At 66.2% G+C, this 17,377-nt stretch carries 15 protein-coding genes; 11 read left to right on the top strand and 4 right to left on the bottom strand.

The window, feature by feature from the left end:
* Positions 1-11 precede the first annotated feature (11 nt).
* The 9 genes from ETD85_RS36110 to ETD85_RS36070 all read left to right on the top strand — a co-directional run bounded on the left by ETD85_RS36110 (position 12) and on the right by ETD85_RS36070 (position 9,156).
* A complete protein-coding gene (locus tag ETD85_RS36110; protein WP_138694311.1) occupies positions 12-461 on the top strand; it encodes a hypothetical protein in 450 nt (149 codons plus the stop codon).
* A 212-nt stretch (positions 462-673) separates the two neighbouring features.
* Entirely contained in the window at positions 674-1,849 is a 1,176-nt protein-coding gene (locus tag ETD85_RS36105) for an ISAs1 family transposase (protein WP_206059040.1), read from the top strand.
* Between the two features lie 248 nt (positions 1,850-2,097).
* Positions 2,098-2,352 (top strand): hypothetical protein, encoded by a 255-nt coding sequence (locus tag ETD85_RS36100; protein ID WP_138694310.1) that lies wholly within the window; start codon positions 2,098-2,100, stop codon positions 2,350-2,352.
* Positions 2,353-2,491: 139 nt separating this feature from the next.
* Complete coding sequence (locus ETD85_RS36095; RefSeq protein ID WP_138694309.1) at positions 2,492-2,965, top strand: hypothetical protein; 474 nt, start codon at positions 2,492-2,494, stop codon at positions 2,963-2,965.
* 1,764 nt (positions 2,966-4,729) lie between these two features.
* Positions 4,730-5,041, top strand: coding sequence for a hypothetical protein (locus ETD85_RS36090; RefSeq protein ID WP_138694308.1), 312 nt, complete (start codon positions 4,730-4,732; stop codon positions 5,039-5,041).
* Between the two features lie 5 nt (positions 5,042-5,046).
* The gene (locus ETD85_RS36085) at positions 5,047-6,048 is read left to right on the top strand and encodes a transposase (protein ID WP_138694307.1); all 1,002 of its coding nucleotides are present in this window, start codon (positions 5,047-5,049) and stop codon (positions 6,046-6,048) included.
* A gap of 746 nt (positions 6,049-6,794) precedes the next feature.
* Positions 6,795-8,315: a DNA primase family protein gene (locus ETD85_RS36080; RefSeq protein WP_138694306.1), complete on the top strand. Its 1,521-nt coding sequence runs from the start codon at positions 6,795-6,797 to the stop codon at positions 8,313-8,315.
* Complete coding sequence (locus ETD85_RS36075; RefSeq protein ID WP_138694305.1) at positions 8,312-8,716, top strand: DUF6009 family protein; 405 nt, start codon at positions 8,312-8,314, stop codon at positions 8,714-8,716. Before ETD85_RS36080 ends, ETD85_RS36075 begins: the two co-directional genes overlap by 4 nt.
* Before the next feature lie 41 nt (positions 8,717-8,757).
* Positions 8,758-9,156: a F0F1 ATP synthase subunit A gene (locus ETD85_RS36070; RefSeq protein ID WP_170247018.1), complete on the top strand. Its 399-nt coding sequence runs from the start codon at positions 8,758-8,760 to the stop codon at positions 9,154-9,156.
* A gap of 37 nt (positions 9,157-9,193) precedes the next feature.
* Here ETD85_RS36070 and ETD85_RS36065 read toward each other — a convergent pair whose 3' ends face one another.
* From ETD85_RS36065 to ETD85_RS36055, 3 genes are all read right to left on the bottom strand, one after another.
* A complete protein-coding gene (locus ETD85_RS36065; protein ID WP_170247017.1) occupies positions 9,194-11,575 on the bottom strand; it encodes an ATP-binding protein in 2,382 nt (793 codons plus the stop codon).
* A 117-nt stretch (positions 11,576-11,692) separates the two neighbouring features.
* Positions 11,693-14,026 carry an ATP-binding protein gene (locus tag ETD85_RS36060; protein WP_170247016.1) on the bottom strand — a complete coding sequence of 778 codons (2,334 nt, stop codon included), beginning with the start codon at positions 14,024-14,026 and terminating at the stop codon, positions 11,693-11,695.
* Between the two features lie 173 nt (positions 14,027-14,199).
* Entirely contained in the window at positions 14,200-14,742 is a 543-nt protein-coding gene (locus ETD85_RS36055) for an ATP-binding protein (RefSeq protein WP_138694301.1), read from the bottom strand.
* Between the two features lie 652 nt (positions 14,743-15,394).
* Here ETD85_RS36055 and ETD85_RS66070 point away from each other — a divergent pair.
* Entirely contained in the window at positions 15,395-15,589 is a 195-nt protein-coding gene (locus ETD85_RS66070) for a DUF5999 family protein (RefSeq protein ID WP_138694300.1), read from the top strand.
* A 215-nt stretch (positions 15,590-15,804) separates the two neighbouring features.
* Positions 15,805-16,551 carry a sensor histidine kinase gene (locus ETD85_RS36045; RefSeq protein ID WP_138694299.1) on the top strand — a complete coding sequence of 249 codons (747 nt, stop codon included), beginning with the start codon at positions 15,805-15,807 and terminating at the stop codon, positions 16,549-16,551.
* A 101-nt stretch (positions 16,552-16,652) separates the two neighbouring features.
* On the opposite strand, the gene ETD85_RS36040 is transcribed toward ETD85_RS36045, so the two are convergent.
* Positions 16,653-16,967: a hypothetical protein gene (locus ETD85_RS36040; RefSeq protein ID WP_138694298.1), complete on the bottom strand. Its 315-nt coding sequence runs from the start codon at positions 16,965-16,967 to the stop codon at positions 16,653-16,655.
* Positions 16,968-17,377: the final 410 nt, after the last annotated feature.

Raw genomic sequence — 17,377 nt, 5'->3', positions numbered from 1 at the left:
GGCGTGACTTGGTGGCGGCGGAGCAGGAGGTGGCCCGCCGCCGTGCCGAGGTGAATCAGCTACCCTCACGCGCGGAAGTACTGGCCAACGCGATGTCGAGCAGCTCGGTCTGGGACCGGGCGACCGCACTGACATTCTTGCGCCTCTTCCCCGAAGATGTCCCGAACCTACTCGAGGCGCTGGTCGACATGTGCTTGTCGACTGGATGGGCGCAAGCGGCTTCTGAAGCGATCCGAGCAGCGCGCAGAGACATTGATTCTGCACAACTCACCGAAATCGTAGAGAGGCATCTGTCGAGTGGCGACGCCGAGGACTATCTCAGGCTCGCCAGCATGCTGACGGACTGCGAAGCATGGGAGAGTCTAGGCATGCTGATCGAGCGGGCTTTCGAAAGCAACGACCCTGAAATTCGGGAAGTGGCGCACGATTTCACTGAAAGCCACGGTCGCAAACTGCCTTAACTGATCGTGGGCAGAAGCAGCGCATATCGGGAGTCCTCGCCGGGCAAGGCCGTTGCGTTCTCGGCTGGTGAGACTGCTGCACCCCTGAGCCAGGTGGGCAAGTAGGGGCGCCCCAGTGCGGAGATGACAAACGCGACCCCTGATGATCGTCGGTGTCTAGCCAGTCGATCAAGAACAGGGGCCGCGTTCGCGTGCCATCATCCCCGATCGACGTGCTCTCCCGCCACCTGGAGCACGTCACCTTCACCGACGCCACCGTCGACCTGCCCACCCTGGTCGAGGTATTCGACTCCGTCCCCGATCCTCGCTGCCGTCGCGGACGCCGCTACCGGCTCGGGCCACTGCTCGCCTTAACCCTGCTCGCCGTCCTCAGCGGAGCAACATCACTGGTGCAGATCACCCGATTCATCGCCGGGTACGAGCCCCCCGTGCACTCCCGGCTCGGCCTCCCGCCTGCAATGCGACCAGCCGCCTCCACCCTGGGACGGCTGCTGGCCCGTCTGGACGGCGACGCCTTCGACGCCGCGACCTGCGGCTACGTTGCCGCACTGGCAGCCTGCCAGCCGCCCGAGACGGCGACGTCCTCCCGAACGCCCCTGCTCGGCCTGGCCGTGGACGGCAAGACCCTGCGCGGCAGCCGCACCGCCGACGGCACCACGGTGCATCTACCGGCTGCCATCCGCCACGACACCGAGACCGTCCTCGCTCAACGCCAGGTCGAAGCCAAGAGCAACGAGATCCCCGCCTTCACACCCCTGCTGCGCGGCCTGGACCTGCCCGGCATGGTCGTCACCGCCGACGCCCTGCGCACCCAGCACGACCACGCCCGCCACATCGTCGCCGCCGGCGGCCACTACCTCTTCATCGTCAAAGGCAACCAGCCCACCCTGCAACGCTGGCTCAAGGCCCTGCCCTGGCGCCAGGCCATCCTCAACGACCGCACCGACGAGCAAGGCCACGGCCGCCGCGAAATCCGCCGCATGAAAATCTGCACCATCCGGCCCGGCCTGCCCTTTCCGCACGCAGTCCAGGCTATCCAGGTCAAACGCCGCCGTACCGACCGCAAGACCGGCAAGACCGGCAAGACCACCCTCGTCACGATCTACGCGATCACCAACCTCCCACCGGGCCGGATCACCCACGCCCAACTCGCCGCACTGATCCGCGGACACTGGAGCATCGAGGCCCTGCACCACATCCGCGACGTCACCTACCGCGAAGACGCCTGCCGAGCCCGGACCGGAGCAACTCCCCGCATCCTGGCCAGCCTCCGCAACCTGGCCATCGGCCTGGCACGCCTACTCGGCTGGACCAACATCGCCGCCGCCACCGACCACTACCGCAGCCACCCAGCCGACGGTCTTCAGCTACTCAGTCTCACGACATGAGAACGCTTCAGCCCTACCTCGCCGGGGGCTCCCGATATACTCTCCATGACGTCACGTCAGCGCAGGGCCTGGTGGGCGGCCTGGCTGGGCAGCCCCGGCCACGGCGGCTACCCCCACCTGGCACTGATGACGCTCGTCGAGACCGGAACCCGGGCCCTGATCGGCGCGGTCTTCGCCCCCCACCAGCGAAGGCGAGAGCGGCTATGCCCGGCGCCTGCTGCACCTGCTGAAGCCCGACATGCTCGTGCTTGTGGGACAAGGGCTTCGATGGCAACGCCTTCCTCGCCCAGGTCAGCGCCACCGGCTCCCAGGTGCTCGGCCGGCTGCGCAGCAACCGGCGCACCCCCGTCCTGGCCACGCTCACCGACGGCTCATATCTCTCGGTGATCGGTAATCTGCAGATCCGCATCATCGAGGCCCACGTGACAGTGACCTGCACCGACGGCACCACCTTCACCGGCACCTACCGCCTGGCCACCACGCTGACCGACCCCCGGCGCTAGCCTGCCCCCGCCTTGGTCAGGCTCTACCATCAGCGATGGGAACACGAGTCGGCCTACTACGCGCTGCGCCACACGATCATGCAGGGCCGGATACTGCGCTCAGGCGACCCCGCCGGGCCTGGAGCAGGAGATGTGGTCGGTGCTCACGCTTTATCAGCTCCTTCGCACGGTGATGGTCGACGCCGCCGAGTCCCGGCCCGGCACCGACCCTGACCGTTGCGGCTTCTCCATCGCCCTGCACGCCGCGCGCGACCTGGTGATCCGGCCTGGCGACAAACCAGGCAACGCCACCGGCCTGATCGGAGCCATCGGACGCCGTGTCCTGGCCGCACTGCTCCGCCCGCGCGTCAGCACCCGCAAGGTCAAATCGCCCATCTCCCGCTACCACGAACGACTCAACGACGGCCGACCCGACCACAGCCGCACCATCACCGGCCTCGACATCACCCTCCTGCCACCCCCACCCACGCTGCCTTCCGCGTCCCGAGACGAGCGACCATCGCCCCGGCCGACCGCCGCAGACAACAACAGGTCCTGGCACTCCTCCACCAACACCCCAACCGCCCCTGGAAAGCCAGCGACATCGCCCTCCACCTCGGCGATGTCACCCTGAACACCATGTATCGGCAGCTGTCACGCTGGGCCGACAGCCAGCTCATCTGCAAGATCGGGCCGGGTATCTACACCGCCGGGCCGCTCTCCCCAGCGCTCTTGCCAGCAGCCCAGAAACCTTAGCTACCTGGCCTTGGGCCAACTCCACAAGTGTGAGCAACTGCCAACTTCAGTGAGCAAGGACACCACCAATGGGAGACAGGGCCTTGCACTTCACGACAGTGAGAGACAAATGATCCTAATTGTGCTCTATCGTCCGATTTCTGCTTAAATGCGCTCGCACAAATGATCTCTCCGTAGCGCACGCTGGCGGGCGCACAGGCGACACCGCATCTTCCCCTCCCGAAGAGGGGGTGCGGCCCCTCCTGTGCGCCCTCAGCTCTCGCTGTGAGATCGGCCTCTGTCAGCAAGTGGCGACGACCTTCTCTCCGAGCAATCGCGACAGCGGGACCAGCTTCATTCGAAGAAGAAGATCCACGACGGCGTCGTGGTGGATAGCACGTCCGCCAGATGATTGACGGCGCCCTCTCCAAGTCGCAGCGGTCTGGTGTGTGAGAGGCAGACATCACGATTGCTGAGCGGGCGAGCCTGTTTCATGCCTTCGGTCATGTCTCGGTCGCAAAACGCGCGACCGAGCTGCTCCCGTCAAAAGGCGCCCGCACCGGGGACGGCATCTATCACCAGGACCCTCACCAATCCGGCGCTGCCCGCCCCGTGACCGATTCCTTCTGCCCCGCTAAGTGGTCATTAAGTGTACAGGCGCCCGGCCAAAAGACATGAGGCCGACGACGGAGCACTGGGTCGACGACCGTCGCTCCATCGCCACATCGACAGAGGAGGGGGATAGCACCATGTCTGAGCCGAGCATTGGGGTCGCCTGCGCCTTCGCGAAACGGGTGGGAGGTCTCTCTCCATGGACGGTATCGGCCGACTCGTTGGGTCAAGTCCTGTATCCCGGAGAGGCCGCCTCACATGGCTCCTGCACTCCCTGTTGGGATTCCTCGAAGCGATCACCAGTGCCGGACCCGTACGAGCCTACTCGGCTGGCGTGGTACCACTCGTCCTGGCTCCTGCAGGGCCCTGCGCTAACACGCCCGAGTCGCTGCCACAATCGGCACCATCGCAGCTCTCGGCGGTCGCCGTGCTGCCCCACCGCCCTCAGTGACGGTCATGAAGAGCGATCGGCCCGCAGGACGACCGGTATCGCGCATGGAGCCAGCTGCCGGTCACCACCTCCCGGGGTTGACGAAGGCCAGCTATCCGGGTGGCTGCACCCATAAGCCAGCCCGACGGGGGTTGCCCGTCTCCCGACGCGTTCCGACCAGCAGGCTCGACCTGCGCTCGCATCAGGGCGGCTCTGCAGTAGATGCCCCGCCTGTGGCCTTACCGGCAGCCAGGATTTCTGCGGGAATAGCGACCGAAGCGACGCAATCCGCGAACTAGTGGCGCCAACTGTTCTCTTCAGCGTGCTGTCATTTGCCCAATACGGCGACTGAGTCGCTTCGGTCGCTGCTCGCCCCTGTCTAGTCGGGGCCTCGCCCGGGTTCAGCCCATACGGGACGGTGTCGGCGGAACCCGAATACTGGATCAGGCACACTTGCCGTGATCGGACTCATTGAGTAGATCACGGTTTGGGCGTTCCGGCCGGTAGCCATGCCTTTGATCACGAGCATCTGCAGCGTGTTGACCAAGGAGTTGGTCGCTGTCCTGTTCCCGCACCTGACCGGCGTGTGCGTTGACAACGTGTCCCCGGTCCGGAGCCACGGTGCAGATCCGGGCCAGGACCGGAACCGTGGCGGCTACCTGGCCGGGCTGGGGGACGCTGGCAGCGGGGCACAGCCACTATGAACGTCGGCTGTCCGATACCGCGGTCGGAAACCAGGAAGTGCTCATCCACCTGCGGGTGCACCGATTCTTCTGCCGCCATTCCACGTGCACGAAAGCGACGTTCGCCGAGCAGATCCCGGAGCTGACCGTCCGATACGGCCGCCGCAGCATCCGAGCGGTCAGCGCATTGCAGACCATCGCGCTGGCGCTGGGCGGCGCCAGGCTCGCCGGCCGGCCGGCGCCTCGGTGAGCCGGATGACGCTGATCAGACTGATCCGAGGCCTGCCCGACCCGGCTGTGGAAACCGGTCCACGGGGGCTCCGCGTGGACGATTTCGCCCTGCGACGGGGCGACTCCTACGGCACCATCCTGATCGACATCTCCACCAGCACCGTGGTGGACGTGCTGGCCGACCGGACGGCCGACACCCTGGCGGCCTGGCTCCGTTCGCATCCCGAGGTCGAGATCGTCTGCCGCGACCGAGCCGGCGCCTATGCCGAGGGCATCGCCGGATGCTGTCCCTGGGCCGCAACACTGTCCGGCGCTTCGCCCGCGTCGCCAACCCCGAAGACCTGCTCGTTTGTGACGGTACCGGCCAGCGGCCAAAGACCTTGGAAGCCCACGACAACGCCATACTCCTCCACCAGGAACTGCAGGTTCTGGGCTATCGCGGCAGCGGCGCCACCATCCGCCAGTACGTCCGCCCCTGGTGCGGTGGAACGCCTCCGCGCCGACACCAACTCAGCTGGCAACCACCTGCGGCTGGTTCCTGTACAAAACGGCCAACCTCGGGAGTCGGCGAGCACCGCCTGCTCAAAAGGCGCTCACCGCTGCATGCCCCCAGCCGGCAGCGCTACAACTGCACGTGCGCCAGTTGACGAAATGATGACGCGCCGCCACGGCCAGAATCTGGAGAGCTGGATGAACGCGGTCCTGGGCGACGACCTGCCCGAGCTGCACTCCTTCGTCACCAGACTCTATCGCGACCAAGACGCCGTCACCGCCGGGCTCGCCCTGCCCTACCACTCCGGACCGGTCAAAGGACACGCCAACCGCATCAAGATGCTGAAGCAGTTGAAGCGACCAGAGACTCATCCTCCCTTGTCCCCTCAGTCGCTGTCCAATGAGTCGCTGACAAAAACGCCAGGTCAAAGACCGTCATCGTGCCCTGGAAGCGACCGAAGCGACGCTGGGTCGGGATATATATCTCCAATACAGCTACTCTCCGACGACCTCATAAGTACCAACTCTCAGTAGCTTCAGTCGCTCCCCGATGGCAGCACAAGCTCCCTACCAGGAACTCTTTCGGCGGCAGCACCAGCGACTCAAACATCAACGCCTCGAGCAACTCAAACTTCGGTCGCTGCCGTGTCCCGGCGATGCAATGCCCCGCTCCTGCCCTGGTGTCGGCTAGTCTGTACTACCATCTTTAAGTCTCGGTCGCTTCAGTCGCTTCAGTCGCCCGACCACACCAGCATTCAACAACGACCCGCAGGCAGCGGGTCCAGACGATCCGCCGCCGAGTGCACTACGGGAAGGGATCCTGTGACGCAGCGACTTCGCCACGACGATCACCATCCCAGACTCGTCTCTCCTCAGCCGCCGCCCCCCGCCCTCTCCCGTCGGCCCTGGTCGACCTCCCGGCTCGGCGTGACGGGAATGGCTGTCGACACCTCCGCCGCGCGGATTAGTCCTCCCTCCCAGAAGATGCCAGTGTGGCGAAAAGCCAGGCCTGAGCAATCCTGTCTCCTCTCCATAGGCTCCGCCCCCGGCCGAGCCTCCTGCTGGCAGGTCGGCGTACACGCCGCTGGTGGCCGCCTCGACGCTCTCCGGACCTCTACAGGGCAGGTGGCTAGGAAACGCTCCGCCGACATCGCCGCCAAAACTCCTCCTCTCACTGCACCCATGCGAGCAGAGCCTCGGCGGGGCCGTCGACACTCCAAGGTCGTTATGTACGGCAGGATCGCTGACCCGCGTAGCGCGTGCCCTCCCCAAGGACGACCATGACCCCCTCAACCAGTCCGGGGGGTTTCGACCCGGTGGCCGCTGCTCAGCAGATCCTTGACCTGTCCGACGTCTCTCCGCAGCAGCCCGCTTCGCCGGTACGTGTGACTGAGGAACCCGTCGCTACGGGAAACGGGTTGTTCCCCGACTCGCTGACCGATCGCGGCAACGCCAAACTCTTCGTAGGGCTGTACGGGCGGGATTTCCGGCACGTGCCTGGCATGGGCTGGTTCCGATGGGCAGGACATCGCTGGGTCCTGGACGAGAGCGACGCCGTCATGTGGGCGGCCGGCGAGATGGCGGAGCAGTTGGCCGTGTTCGACGCTCGAGGCCGCCACACCTCGGCCGAGCTCCGACGCCACCGGCGCAGAGCTTTGTCGACCACCGGGATGAACGCCCTGCTGACGCAGGCTAAATCCGCGCCCGGCATGGTGCTGTCCCCCGCGACGCTCGACGCCGACCCCTATGCCTTGTGCACGCCGGCTGGAGTGGTGGACCTCCGTACCGGCCAGATCTCACCACCAGACCCAGCCACGCATCTTCATTCGCGCTCCACCACGCTGGCACCCGAACCCGCACTCACGCCTCGATGGCATCGTTTCCTCAAGGACACCTTCGGTGATGACGCCGACGGCCGACAGACGATCGACTTCCTTCATCTTCTCTTGGGATACTCGATCACTGGAGACGTGGGCGCCCAGGTGATGCCTTTCCTCTACGGGCAGGGCAAGAACGGCAAGTCGGTCCTGGTGGAGGTGATGCTGCAGCTTTTGGGAGACTACGCCGACGCTGCCCCGCCAGGCTTCCTCATGGCCAAGACCTTCGACGGGCACCCGACCGACCTGGCCGAACTGCACGGGCGTCGCATCGTTGTCTGCTCCGAGCTCAAACCAGGCGACCGCTTCGACGAGGCCCGTGTCAAACTGCTGACCGGTGGAGACAAGATCAAGGCCCGCCGGATGCGGCAGGACTTCTTCAGCTTCGACCCCACCCACCACCTCTGGCTGCTCGGCAACCACCAGCCTGAGGTCGCCACGGGCGGCTTCGCGTTCTGGAGGAGGCTGCGGCTCATTCCATTCGAACGCGTTGTGGCGGAAGAGCGCAAGATCGACAACCTGGCGCGCATCCTCGTCCAGGAGGAGGGTGCCGGTATCCTCTCATGGCTGGTCGATGGAGCCCGGCGCTATCTGAGCGGTCAGAAGGACTTGTCCGGCCCGCAGCGGGTAAGACTCGCCACGGACGCGTACGAGGCAACGGAGGATGTGGTTGGACGATTCATCGCGGAGGCGTGCAAGCTCGGCCCCAGTCTGCGCGCTGAACAAGCACATCTCTACACTGCCTACACTCGCTGGTGCGGAAGCGAAGGAGCCACCCCGGTGTCGGCTCGGGCCTTCGCCGCACGGGTACGTGACACACTCGGGATGGCCTCACCGAAGGAAATGCTCCTGTCCAACTCTCGCAAGTTCTATCCCGGGCTCGGCTTGATCTCCGATCTCGGCGGTGAAGGGCTGCCGCGATGAGTGCATCCATCGATCCCGACGACCTCAGGCACGAAACCGAGCTGGTATGGCTCGAGGACATCGGCGCTCTTGAGTATGTCAGGCAAAGCCTCGATCGCCTGCCGAGCCGCCGTCGCAAGCCCGCCTACCACCGCGATGGCCGCATGGTGGGCTACGCGGTCCTCGGGCCGGAGGCTAAAGGCTCTCCGGCATCCGGGACGTTTCGCCGGCGTGTCTTCTGGCTGGCGCCTCATGACCGTGATCGGCAGCCGACGGGGTTCTACTCCACCGGTGCCCCGGTAGAAGCTATCGATCCCCGGACGCTCGCTCCTCGAACCCCGGGCCGGAAGACGGAACGCTCAGAAGGCGGCCCTCCATCGCCCGCCATGGTCGAACTCGGGATCACCCTCGACAAAGCCTGACTCGCGCAAGTGACCACAGGGCCATCGGCTGCCATCGGCACGTGTGGCTCACTGTTTTCCCCGCGGTGTTGGTGCTCACCGTGTACGGCATCAAGCTCTATCTCGGCATCCGGCGCCACGGCGTACGCGGTTACCTGCGGGGAATCGTGCACCTGCCCGGACTGCCCGGCTGGGCGTACGGGCTCTACGCCCCGTTGGTTCTCGCCGAGGTGTTCCTCACCTCGCTGTTCACCCACTTCATCCGTTTGTTCGCGAACATGTTTTGCCGACCATTCCTGTTCGAGGAGCTCACGCCGCTCGGCGCGGGCCTCGGTGTCCTCGGCGTGCTGATGACGATCGTGATGACCGTGTTCGAGATGTTCATGCAGTTCCTGCGGACATTCCTGTTCGCCATGCTTGCCGGCATGTTCATCGCCAGCGGGCTACGCGGCGCGCACTAGCGCCCTGTTTCAGGGCCGCGCCGTCAACCGACGGCCGCTACAGAGGACGGGGCGCTCCCTCGATCTCCGCCTGGTACCAGGCGGAGATCTGCGTACGGGAGTGAAAGCTGAGCTTGCCGAGAATGTGGTCCACGTGCGCTTCCGCGGTCCGTTGGGACACCGTCAGCCTGGAGGCGATCTCCTTGTTGCTGCACCCTTCGGCGATCAATCCGGCGACCTGCAACTCCCGGCGAGTCAGCATCGAGGTCGCGTCGGAGGCCCCACCCCGCTGCAGCGACGAAGGCTCTGCGTGGCCGAGGACATAGGCGAATGCCTCGTCGACGTCCAGTGCGGCATACCTGTCGAAGGCCTCTTGATAGGCCTGTCCGCCTAGTTTGTCCCGTAGGCGGGCCTCCCAGGTGTCATGAGCATGTGCCAGTGGGACGAGTCCGGGCATCGTCATGCCGATGGCGCGGCGGAAGGCATGAGCGATGCCCATCAGAGCGGCGGCCCTGGGCATGCTGCGCTCCTCGGTGGCGGATGCCCACGCCAGGGCCTCGACGCCCCAGGCCGGGAGCCATCGGTCGCCCGTATCCTGCTGCAGGCGCAGGCTGTCGAGGAAGAACACGCTCGCGGCTTTGGCGTCTCCGGCCACCAACAGCTTGTCGAGGCCCGACGCGTACATGCCCCAGGCCCGGAGGATCGAGGCTCCCTTGGCCTCGGCCATCTCCCGGCACGAGCGGGCGAGATCCGCCGAGTCCAGCTCCTGGTGGAAGGCCGCCGCCATCGACAACCACAGGGAGGTCAGGAAGATGTTGTTGCCCTCGAGAGGGCCGACCTCGTCCGGGCGCGTTTCGGCGTACCGGTCGAGGGCCGCCCGGAGCCGGGCCACAGCGGTGCCCAGATCTCCCTGCAGGAAGGCGGATAGCCCCGCGAGGTTGTCCACGAAGCCGCGCAGCCGTTCGTCGCCGCCGGCCCGCGCCCGGTCGGTGTACGCGTCCATGCACGCGTCCATCAGGCGGCGTGCGGCCACGTCGTCGCCCTGAAGCAGCGCCGTCCGGGCGTTCACCACCAGCGCGAATGCCGCGTTGACGTCTGACGTTTCGTCTTTCTCCAAGGCGCGGTCGAGCCAGCGGCGCAGCTCGGAGTGTGCACCATAGGAAATCCAGTATTCGAAGAGCTCCGAGGCCATCGACAGGCCCTGCTCCAGCTCACCGTCACGGGTGAGACAGAACTCCAGCGCCGCCCGGATGTGCGGCCACTCCTGCCCGATCCGCCGGATCCAGGCGACCTGCTCGGCGCTGCACCAGCCCGCTGCGGCGGCATCGCTGACTTGACGATAGTGATCGCGGTGCAGGCGGCGGGCGTGCTCTTCCTCTCCGCTGGCCGCGAGCTTGGCCGCCCCGTACTCCCGGATGGTCTCCAGCATGGAGTAGCGGGTCCGCCCGTCGCGAGTGTCGCATATCAGCACAGACTTGCCGGTCAGGCCCGCCAGGGCGTCCACGACCTCCTCGCCCGTCAGCTGCCCGCCCTTGGCGACGGCCATGGCGGCGTCAGCTTCGAAGGGAGCGGGGAATACCGACGCGCGCGCCCACAGGAGCTGCTCTCGAGGGTCGCAGAGACCGAAGCTCCAATCCACGGCGGCGAGCAGGGTTCGGTGCGTCGGCTCCGTGGCGCGGATGCTCCGGGTCAGGAAACGGTAGCGATCGTTCAGCCGCTCGCAGATCTCCTGCGCTCCCAAGACACGCGCCCAGGCAGCGGCGAGCTCGAGAGCCAGCGGGATCCCTTCCAGGCGACGGCACAGCTTCGCGACGGCGTCCCGGTTGTGCTCGTCGAGCCTGAACGCCGAGTTGGACATCAGCGCCTGCTCGGCGAACAATCTCACCGCCTCATAGCGTGTGACGTCGACGCCTTCTGCCTCCTCAGGTACGTCGAACGGCGACACCACCAGGGTCGCCTCATATCCGAGGCCGAGGCTCTGCCGGCTCGTCGCCAAGATCCGCAAACCGGGCGCCCGGTCGAGAAGCATCGCCGCCAGCGTCGCGCACGCGTGGACCAGATGCTCGCAGTTGTCGAGGATGAGCAGGGCTCGCTTATCGCCGAGGAATTGCGCCAGCAGCTGCTCTGGACGATGCGCCGAACGATCCCGCAGGCCAAGGGCGGCCGCGATGATGCCGGCCAGCAGGCGGCCGTCACGCAACGACCTCACGTCGGCCAGCCACACCCCATCAGGAAAGGACCGGTCCACCTCGCGGCCGATCTTCAACGCCAGCCGCGTCTTGCCGACTCCGGCCACACCGGTGAGCGTCAGCAGCCGCGTGCCGGTCAGGAGGCGCTTGGCCTCCGACACCTCGCGATTGCGGCCGATGATCGCCGCCACACCAGCCGGCAGGTTTCCCTTCTTCTGCGGCGATGCCGTTCGTACCATGGTCAGACTCACCGCCTGCATCTCGAGGTAGAAACCACACGTCTTTGCCCTCGCCGTAGTCAGCGCTCGCGGGCACGACGGCCGCCGGTACGCGTTCCTTCGGCCGTCGCGGCGGGGACCTTGCCGGTATCACTCGTCCTGTGGCGGGGCGACGTGGTTGACGTACCAGGCGGCTACCTGGGTGCGTGAGGTGAAGCCGAGTTTCTCCAGGATGTGCTCGACGTGTCCTTCAGCGGTGCGCTGGGAGATGACCAGCCGGGCGGCGATGTCCTTGTTGCGGACGCCGTCGGCGATGAGCGCGGCCACCTCCAGTTCCCGCGAGGTCAGCCCTGACTGTGGCGGCGTGAGCGCCGATGCGGAGGTGGGCGCCGGCTCGCTCGATGGCTCGGTCTCGGACTCGGCCGGTTCGTTCAGGGCGAAGGCGATGGCCTGGTCGAAGGTGAGCTGCGCGCCCGCATCGACGGCCTTCTGAAAATCCTCTTCACTCAGGCGCGCGCGCACCGCCGATTCGCAGGCCTGGTGGGCGTCGTTGTAGGCGTGGAAGCCCTGCAGTGACACCTCCAGCAGGCGCCGCATCGTTGCGGCGGCGCCGATGAGGTGCGCGGCGTGTGCGTCGCGGCCTTGGGCGGCGGCGATCCATGCGAGGGACTCCACCGTCCATGCCGGACTGTAGCGGTAGCCGGTCGAGCGCTCCAGGCGCAGGCTGGCTTGGAACAGCGAGGCGGCCTGCTCCAACTCGCCCGCGCGCCAGCGTTCGACGCCCGCCGCCCACGTGCTCATCGAGATCTCCCCGCGCGCGCCTCCTGCCTCGGCGATGTCGCGGCAGCGGGCGAGCCAGCCGCCTGCGCGGGGATCATCGGCGAAGATCGCGGCCAGTGCCAGGTAGAACGCGGGCATGAACGCATCACGCAAGACCCTCGTAATCGGAATCTCGTCCAGGTTGTGCTCGTACCACTCCCGAGACGGATCGAGCAGGTCGACCGCGCCCTGGTAATCGCCCTTCATCAAGGTCAGCCGTCCCGACAGGAACCTTCCCATCGCCAATGCCTCGCCGCAGCCGCTGTGCCCGGCCAGGGACGTGCACTCCTCGATCAGCGGTTGCGCGGTAGCCTGCCTGCCCTGCATGAGGGCGAAGAGCACACCTGTGGCCAGCACGTCGAACCGCGCCCGAGGAGACATCCGCTGGTATGTGAGCAGGCGATCGAACCAGTGGCGGGCTTCGGCCGGGCCTCCGAAGAAGATCCAGTATCCGTACAGCGAGGTGAACATCCGGATCGCTTCTTCGATGCGCAGGTCGTCGCCGAGGCAGTGGTTCAGCGCGGTGCGCAGGTTCGGCAGTTCGGGGGCGATCGCGGCGAAGCACTCGACCTGGTCCGGGCCGAACCAGCGGGTCCTGTAGCGTTCGGCCAGAGCTTGGTAATACTCGGCGTGACGCCGCCCCAGCGCCGAGGTTGCCTCATCCTTGGTCAGCCGCTCGTGGCCGTATTGCCGCAAGGTCTCCAGAACCTGGTATCGCGAGCGCGTCCCGCAGGTCTGGCTGGTCACGATGGACTTCTCCGTCAACACGGCCAACAGCGGCAAAATGTCCTCACGGGCCAGCGGCTCGGCCGAGCAGACCTCCTCCGCCGCCGCCAAATCGAAACCGCCGGAAAACACCGACAGGCGCTCCCACAGGATCTGCTCCTGCGTGGAACACAAGTTGAAGCTCCACTCCACCGCCGCACGCAACGTCTGATGCCGCGGCAACGCGGTCCGATACCCCTGCGACAGGAAATGCAGCCGGTCATCGAGCCGATCGATGATCTGATCCAGCGACAACACCCGCAACCACACCACCGCCAACTCGATCGCCAGCGGGATCCCGTCCAGCAGCCGGCACAACCGCCCCGCCGCGACATGGTCGATGGAGATGTCGAACTCCGGCGCGGCGTTCCGCGCACGCTCCACCAGCAAAGCCAGCGCGTCGTACCGCGAGACGTCGTCCCCGGTAACGTCATCGCCGGCAGCGGGGAAGGACATCGGCGGCACGATGAACAACGTCTCACCCGGCACGCCCAGCGACTCACGACTGGTCGCCAGCACCTGCACCAGGGGCGCCACCGCGAGCAGGGTACCGGCCAGACGAGCGCAGGCGTCCACCAGATGCTCACAATTGTCCAAGATCAGCAGCAGCTGCTTGGACCGCAGGTATTCGATCATGCTCTCCGTCGACGGCTGAGGCACCTCCTCCTGCGTCCCCAAAGCCTCCGCGATGGCCACCGGCACCAGCCGCTCCTCCTGCACCGGGGCCAGCTCCACCAGCCACACCCCGTCAGGGAAAGCACGCTGTACCTGACCAGCCACATAGGTCGCCAGACGGGTCTTGCCCACCCCGCCTGTGCCCGTCAACGTCAGCAACCGGGTACCAGACAGAAGCTGCCTTACCGTGGCAATCTCCCGCCTACGGCCAATGATGTCGTTCATGTTGGCCGGAAGGTTGGCTTGGAGATGCTCGGCTACCGATCGACCCATAATGCCGAGTATGTCCCCCTGGCCTGCCCGAACATAACAAGCCTACGGTCCAGACTCGGCATGGACATGACCAAGGGATGGTCGCACGTCCGCAATGGCGCGGCGTGTCGCTTCGGCCGGACCGGTCACCTGGCACCGGGCCGCGCGGGGAGGCCGCAGGGCAGCTCGAACCAGACGACTTTGCCGGTGGCCGTGTACTCGACCCCCCAGCAGCAGGCGAGCACGTCCAGCAGGAACAATCCCCGGCCGCTCTCCTCGACAGGATCTGGCAGGCGCGTCTGCTCGGGAAGCGCCTGCTTCGAGCCGTGGTCTTCGACCTCACCGCGCAGCAGCCCGTCCGCCCAGGTCAAGGTGAGGCGGATCGGCTCTCGGCTCTGGTCGAGCGCGTTGGTGATCACCTCGGTGACGAGGAGTTCGGCTGTGGCGCCCTCGCCTGTGAGTCCCCACCGCCGTACGGTCGCCCCAGCCCGGTGCCGGGCCTCGGGAACCGAGGAGACGACCGGAGCGAAGGTCCATGACGCCGTGCGGCTGCCGCCTGCCCTACAGGGCCGATCCAGCAGGGCGGCAAGGCGCCGCCGACAGGACCGGCGGTCGCTGTCGCGAGCCGGCGCGGCCGGGACGGCGGGAACCGGTCTGGTCTCAACGCTCAAGCATGTATGTGCGGACATGACTCCCACCTCGGCTTTCAGGGTGCTTCTGGAAGTGCCTTAGATTTCCAGCGTGCGCCGACGGACCGTGGCGGGACATCCGGGGACATACTTGTCTACGTTTGCCTGACGTAGGTAGCGGGCGAGGTCGCGGGGCCAAAGTGACAGCAGTGCTGGTCGTGACTGCCGGCTCCTTACTGCATGGGGAACCCGATGGCGGGTGGCGAGGTGGACATCTTCGCGGGTTGCCGCTGGCAGGAAGACGGCGGAAGATGGCAGCCCACCGTCTTGGCTCGCTCCTGTCGTGGCAGAAGGATGGGCGTGCGGGCATTCGTTGGACCGGATGCAGGCGTCACACCCCATGCTGGGCGCTCCGCTCTCCCATGAGTGCGGGGCGTCCGGCAACCCCCCGGTTCTCGGCTATCGATGGCTGCGTGTGACGACTGGACCGCGCCCCATCGAAGTCACATCGGCGCGGGAGCCTCCGCCCTTGCCTCTCCTGGGCCCTCACCTCCGGCGCATCACCGCCGTACGGCTCTGTCGCCGGTCTGGCTCCACTACGTAGACCCGAGGCGTCGGAACCCGCATTTCCCCGGTTTTCTCCCATAACCCTGCGGCCGACGATGAAGACATGAGGGAAATCCGTACAGGTCACAGGAGCGAGGTGTGGGCCATGTGTCAGCATCGGCCTCGATGCCCGTCAGCGACCAGCTGCAGGCGGGAGGCGGCTCGGCTGGTGGTGTTCCACCCGGAACAGGGCTGGGGGCTGCTCTGCAACGGAGTGGTGGTCTTCGACGACACCGGTGAGCTTCTGCCGGACGGACGGTCCGTGCCCGCTTACCACGTCCTGCCTGAGCGGGCGAGATGAACCTGCTCGGCTGCGCTGGCCACATACCGGCTCGGGACAGGCCGGCAGTGTCGCACGGCGCCACACGCATCGATTCAGCACGCCCGGATCGTCTCCTTGCGCATATGCGTCAGGCCGTCCCTACTGACGCGCTCGCTGGCCGAACACACGTACCTACGATCCCAGTGGCCACTTCAGTCCCTGCACACTGAAGATCTGTCATTAGTGGAGGAGCCATGACCACGTCTTGCGACCGCGACGAGATGATGACCCTCGTGGAGAGGATGGAGCACCTCGTCGAGCACATGCACACCCAGCAGCGACAGTTCGTCACCGATGCCTCGCATGAGCTTGGCACACCTCTGGCCGGCCTCCGGCTGCAACTGGAGGAGGCGCGCATGCATCCCGGCCAGACCGACCTCGGTGAGCTCATCCACCACGCCCTACGGGAGGTGGACCGGATCCAGGAGATCATCGGCAATCTGCTGATGCTCGCCAGGCTGGACGCCGGCCCCGATGGTGCGCCCGAGCAGATCGAGGTGGCCGACTTCGTCGAGGAACTGGCCGGTAAGCGGAGCCAGGGCCTGCCCATCCGGCTGGACTTGGAAGAGGGACTGATCGTGGGCGGCCTCACCAGCACTCTCGCCCGCCTGCTGGACAATCTCCTGGACAACGCCGAACGGCATGGCGAAACGGCCGTGTGGGTGACCGTGAGCGGCGAGGAGGACGAGGTCGTGGTCACGGTCGACGACGACGGCCCGGGCATCTCGGTGCCGGACCGCGAGCGGATCTTCGATCACTTCACCAGGACCGACAGTGCGCGCAGCCGCCACCACGGCGGTGCCGGCCTCGGCCTGCCCATCGCCCGGGCGATCGCCCAGGCCCACTCCGGCACCCTGATCGCCCAGGGATCCGGCAGGGGAGGCGCCCAGCTCGTGCTGCGCCTGCCGCTGCTCGACGCGACCGAGGGGGCGGCCGCGTGAGGAGTCCTCGCCACGGTCGTGGCATGCCGGGCATGGTGATGCCGTGCCTGGCTCGCCATCTCACCTGAGCGGCACACCGTCCGTTCGCAAAGTGGGAGACGTTACTCCTGTTCGAGCTCGTATATCTTCCACGTCCACGTGCCGGCGTCCCATTCTGCGCAATGGCCGGGCCGCATGGCCAGCACCGCCTCCTGCAAACCGACCAGGCCGCGGACTTTGCGCCAGACATCGCGCAGGCACACGCTTTCGTAATCCTCGAAATCGTCTTCTTGCGGCGTGCTAGAGTAGAAGCCCCATTCGGCGTCGCAATAGTAATCGACACGGTGCAGTGCCATATGGTCGTGCAGAACATCGAAACTGACTATGGTGCAGGCCTCATGCGACTCGTCGAACGGCCAGCGGTGGGTAGAGTCCACGGGTCCTCCACGTGAAGTGCAAAGCCGGTCCAGCTCGATCGGGCATCCCCTTCGGCGATCCTCCAGAGCATTATCGGTTAAGCTCCGTTTCATCGCGCCCTCGGGCGGCATGGCCACACCTGCCGTGCCCTGGCCCGGACCCCACAGATTCGCTGGCTCTGGCAGGATCTCGTCGATGAATGGCCGATTATCTATCGAGCCAGGCCTGAATCGTTGGATAGAAAGATCGGGGGTGGGTTCGGAAGACGGCATCCGAACTATGATGAATAGCTGGAGCTAGCGTGACGGCAGGCATCTGTCCGGCTCGTCAGACCTAAGACTTAGATGGCAGATCCCCGCACCATCGCATACTCACACCGCCGTAAAGGCGCGCAGGAGGGACCGTGCTGACCGCGTTTACCCGGGCGTTC

The sequence above is a fragment of the Nonomuraea zeae genome (assembly GCF_005889725.1).
Classification (GTDB): domain Bacteria; phylum Actinomycetota; class Actinomycetes; order Streptosporangiales; family Streptosporangiaceae; genus Nonomuraea; species Nonomuraea zeae.
The sequence above is the reverse complement of the archived record's forward strand: the minus strand, read 5'-3'. Positions and strand labels throughout refer to the sequence as shown.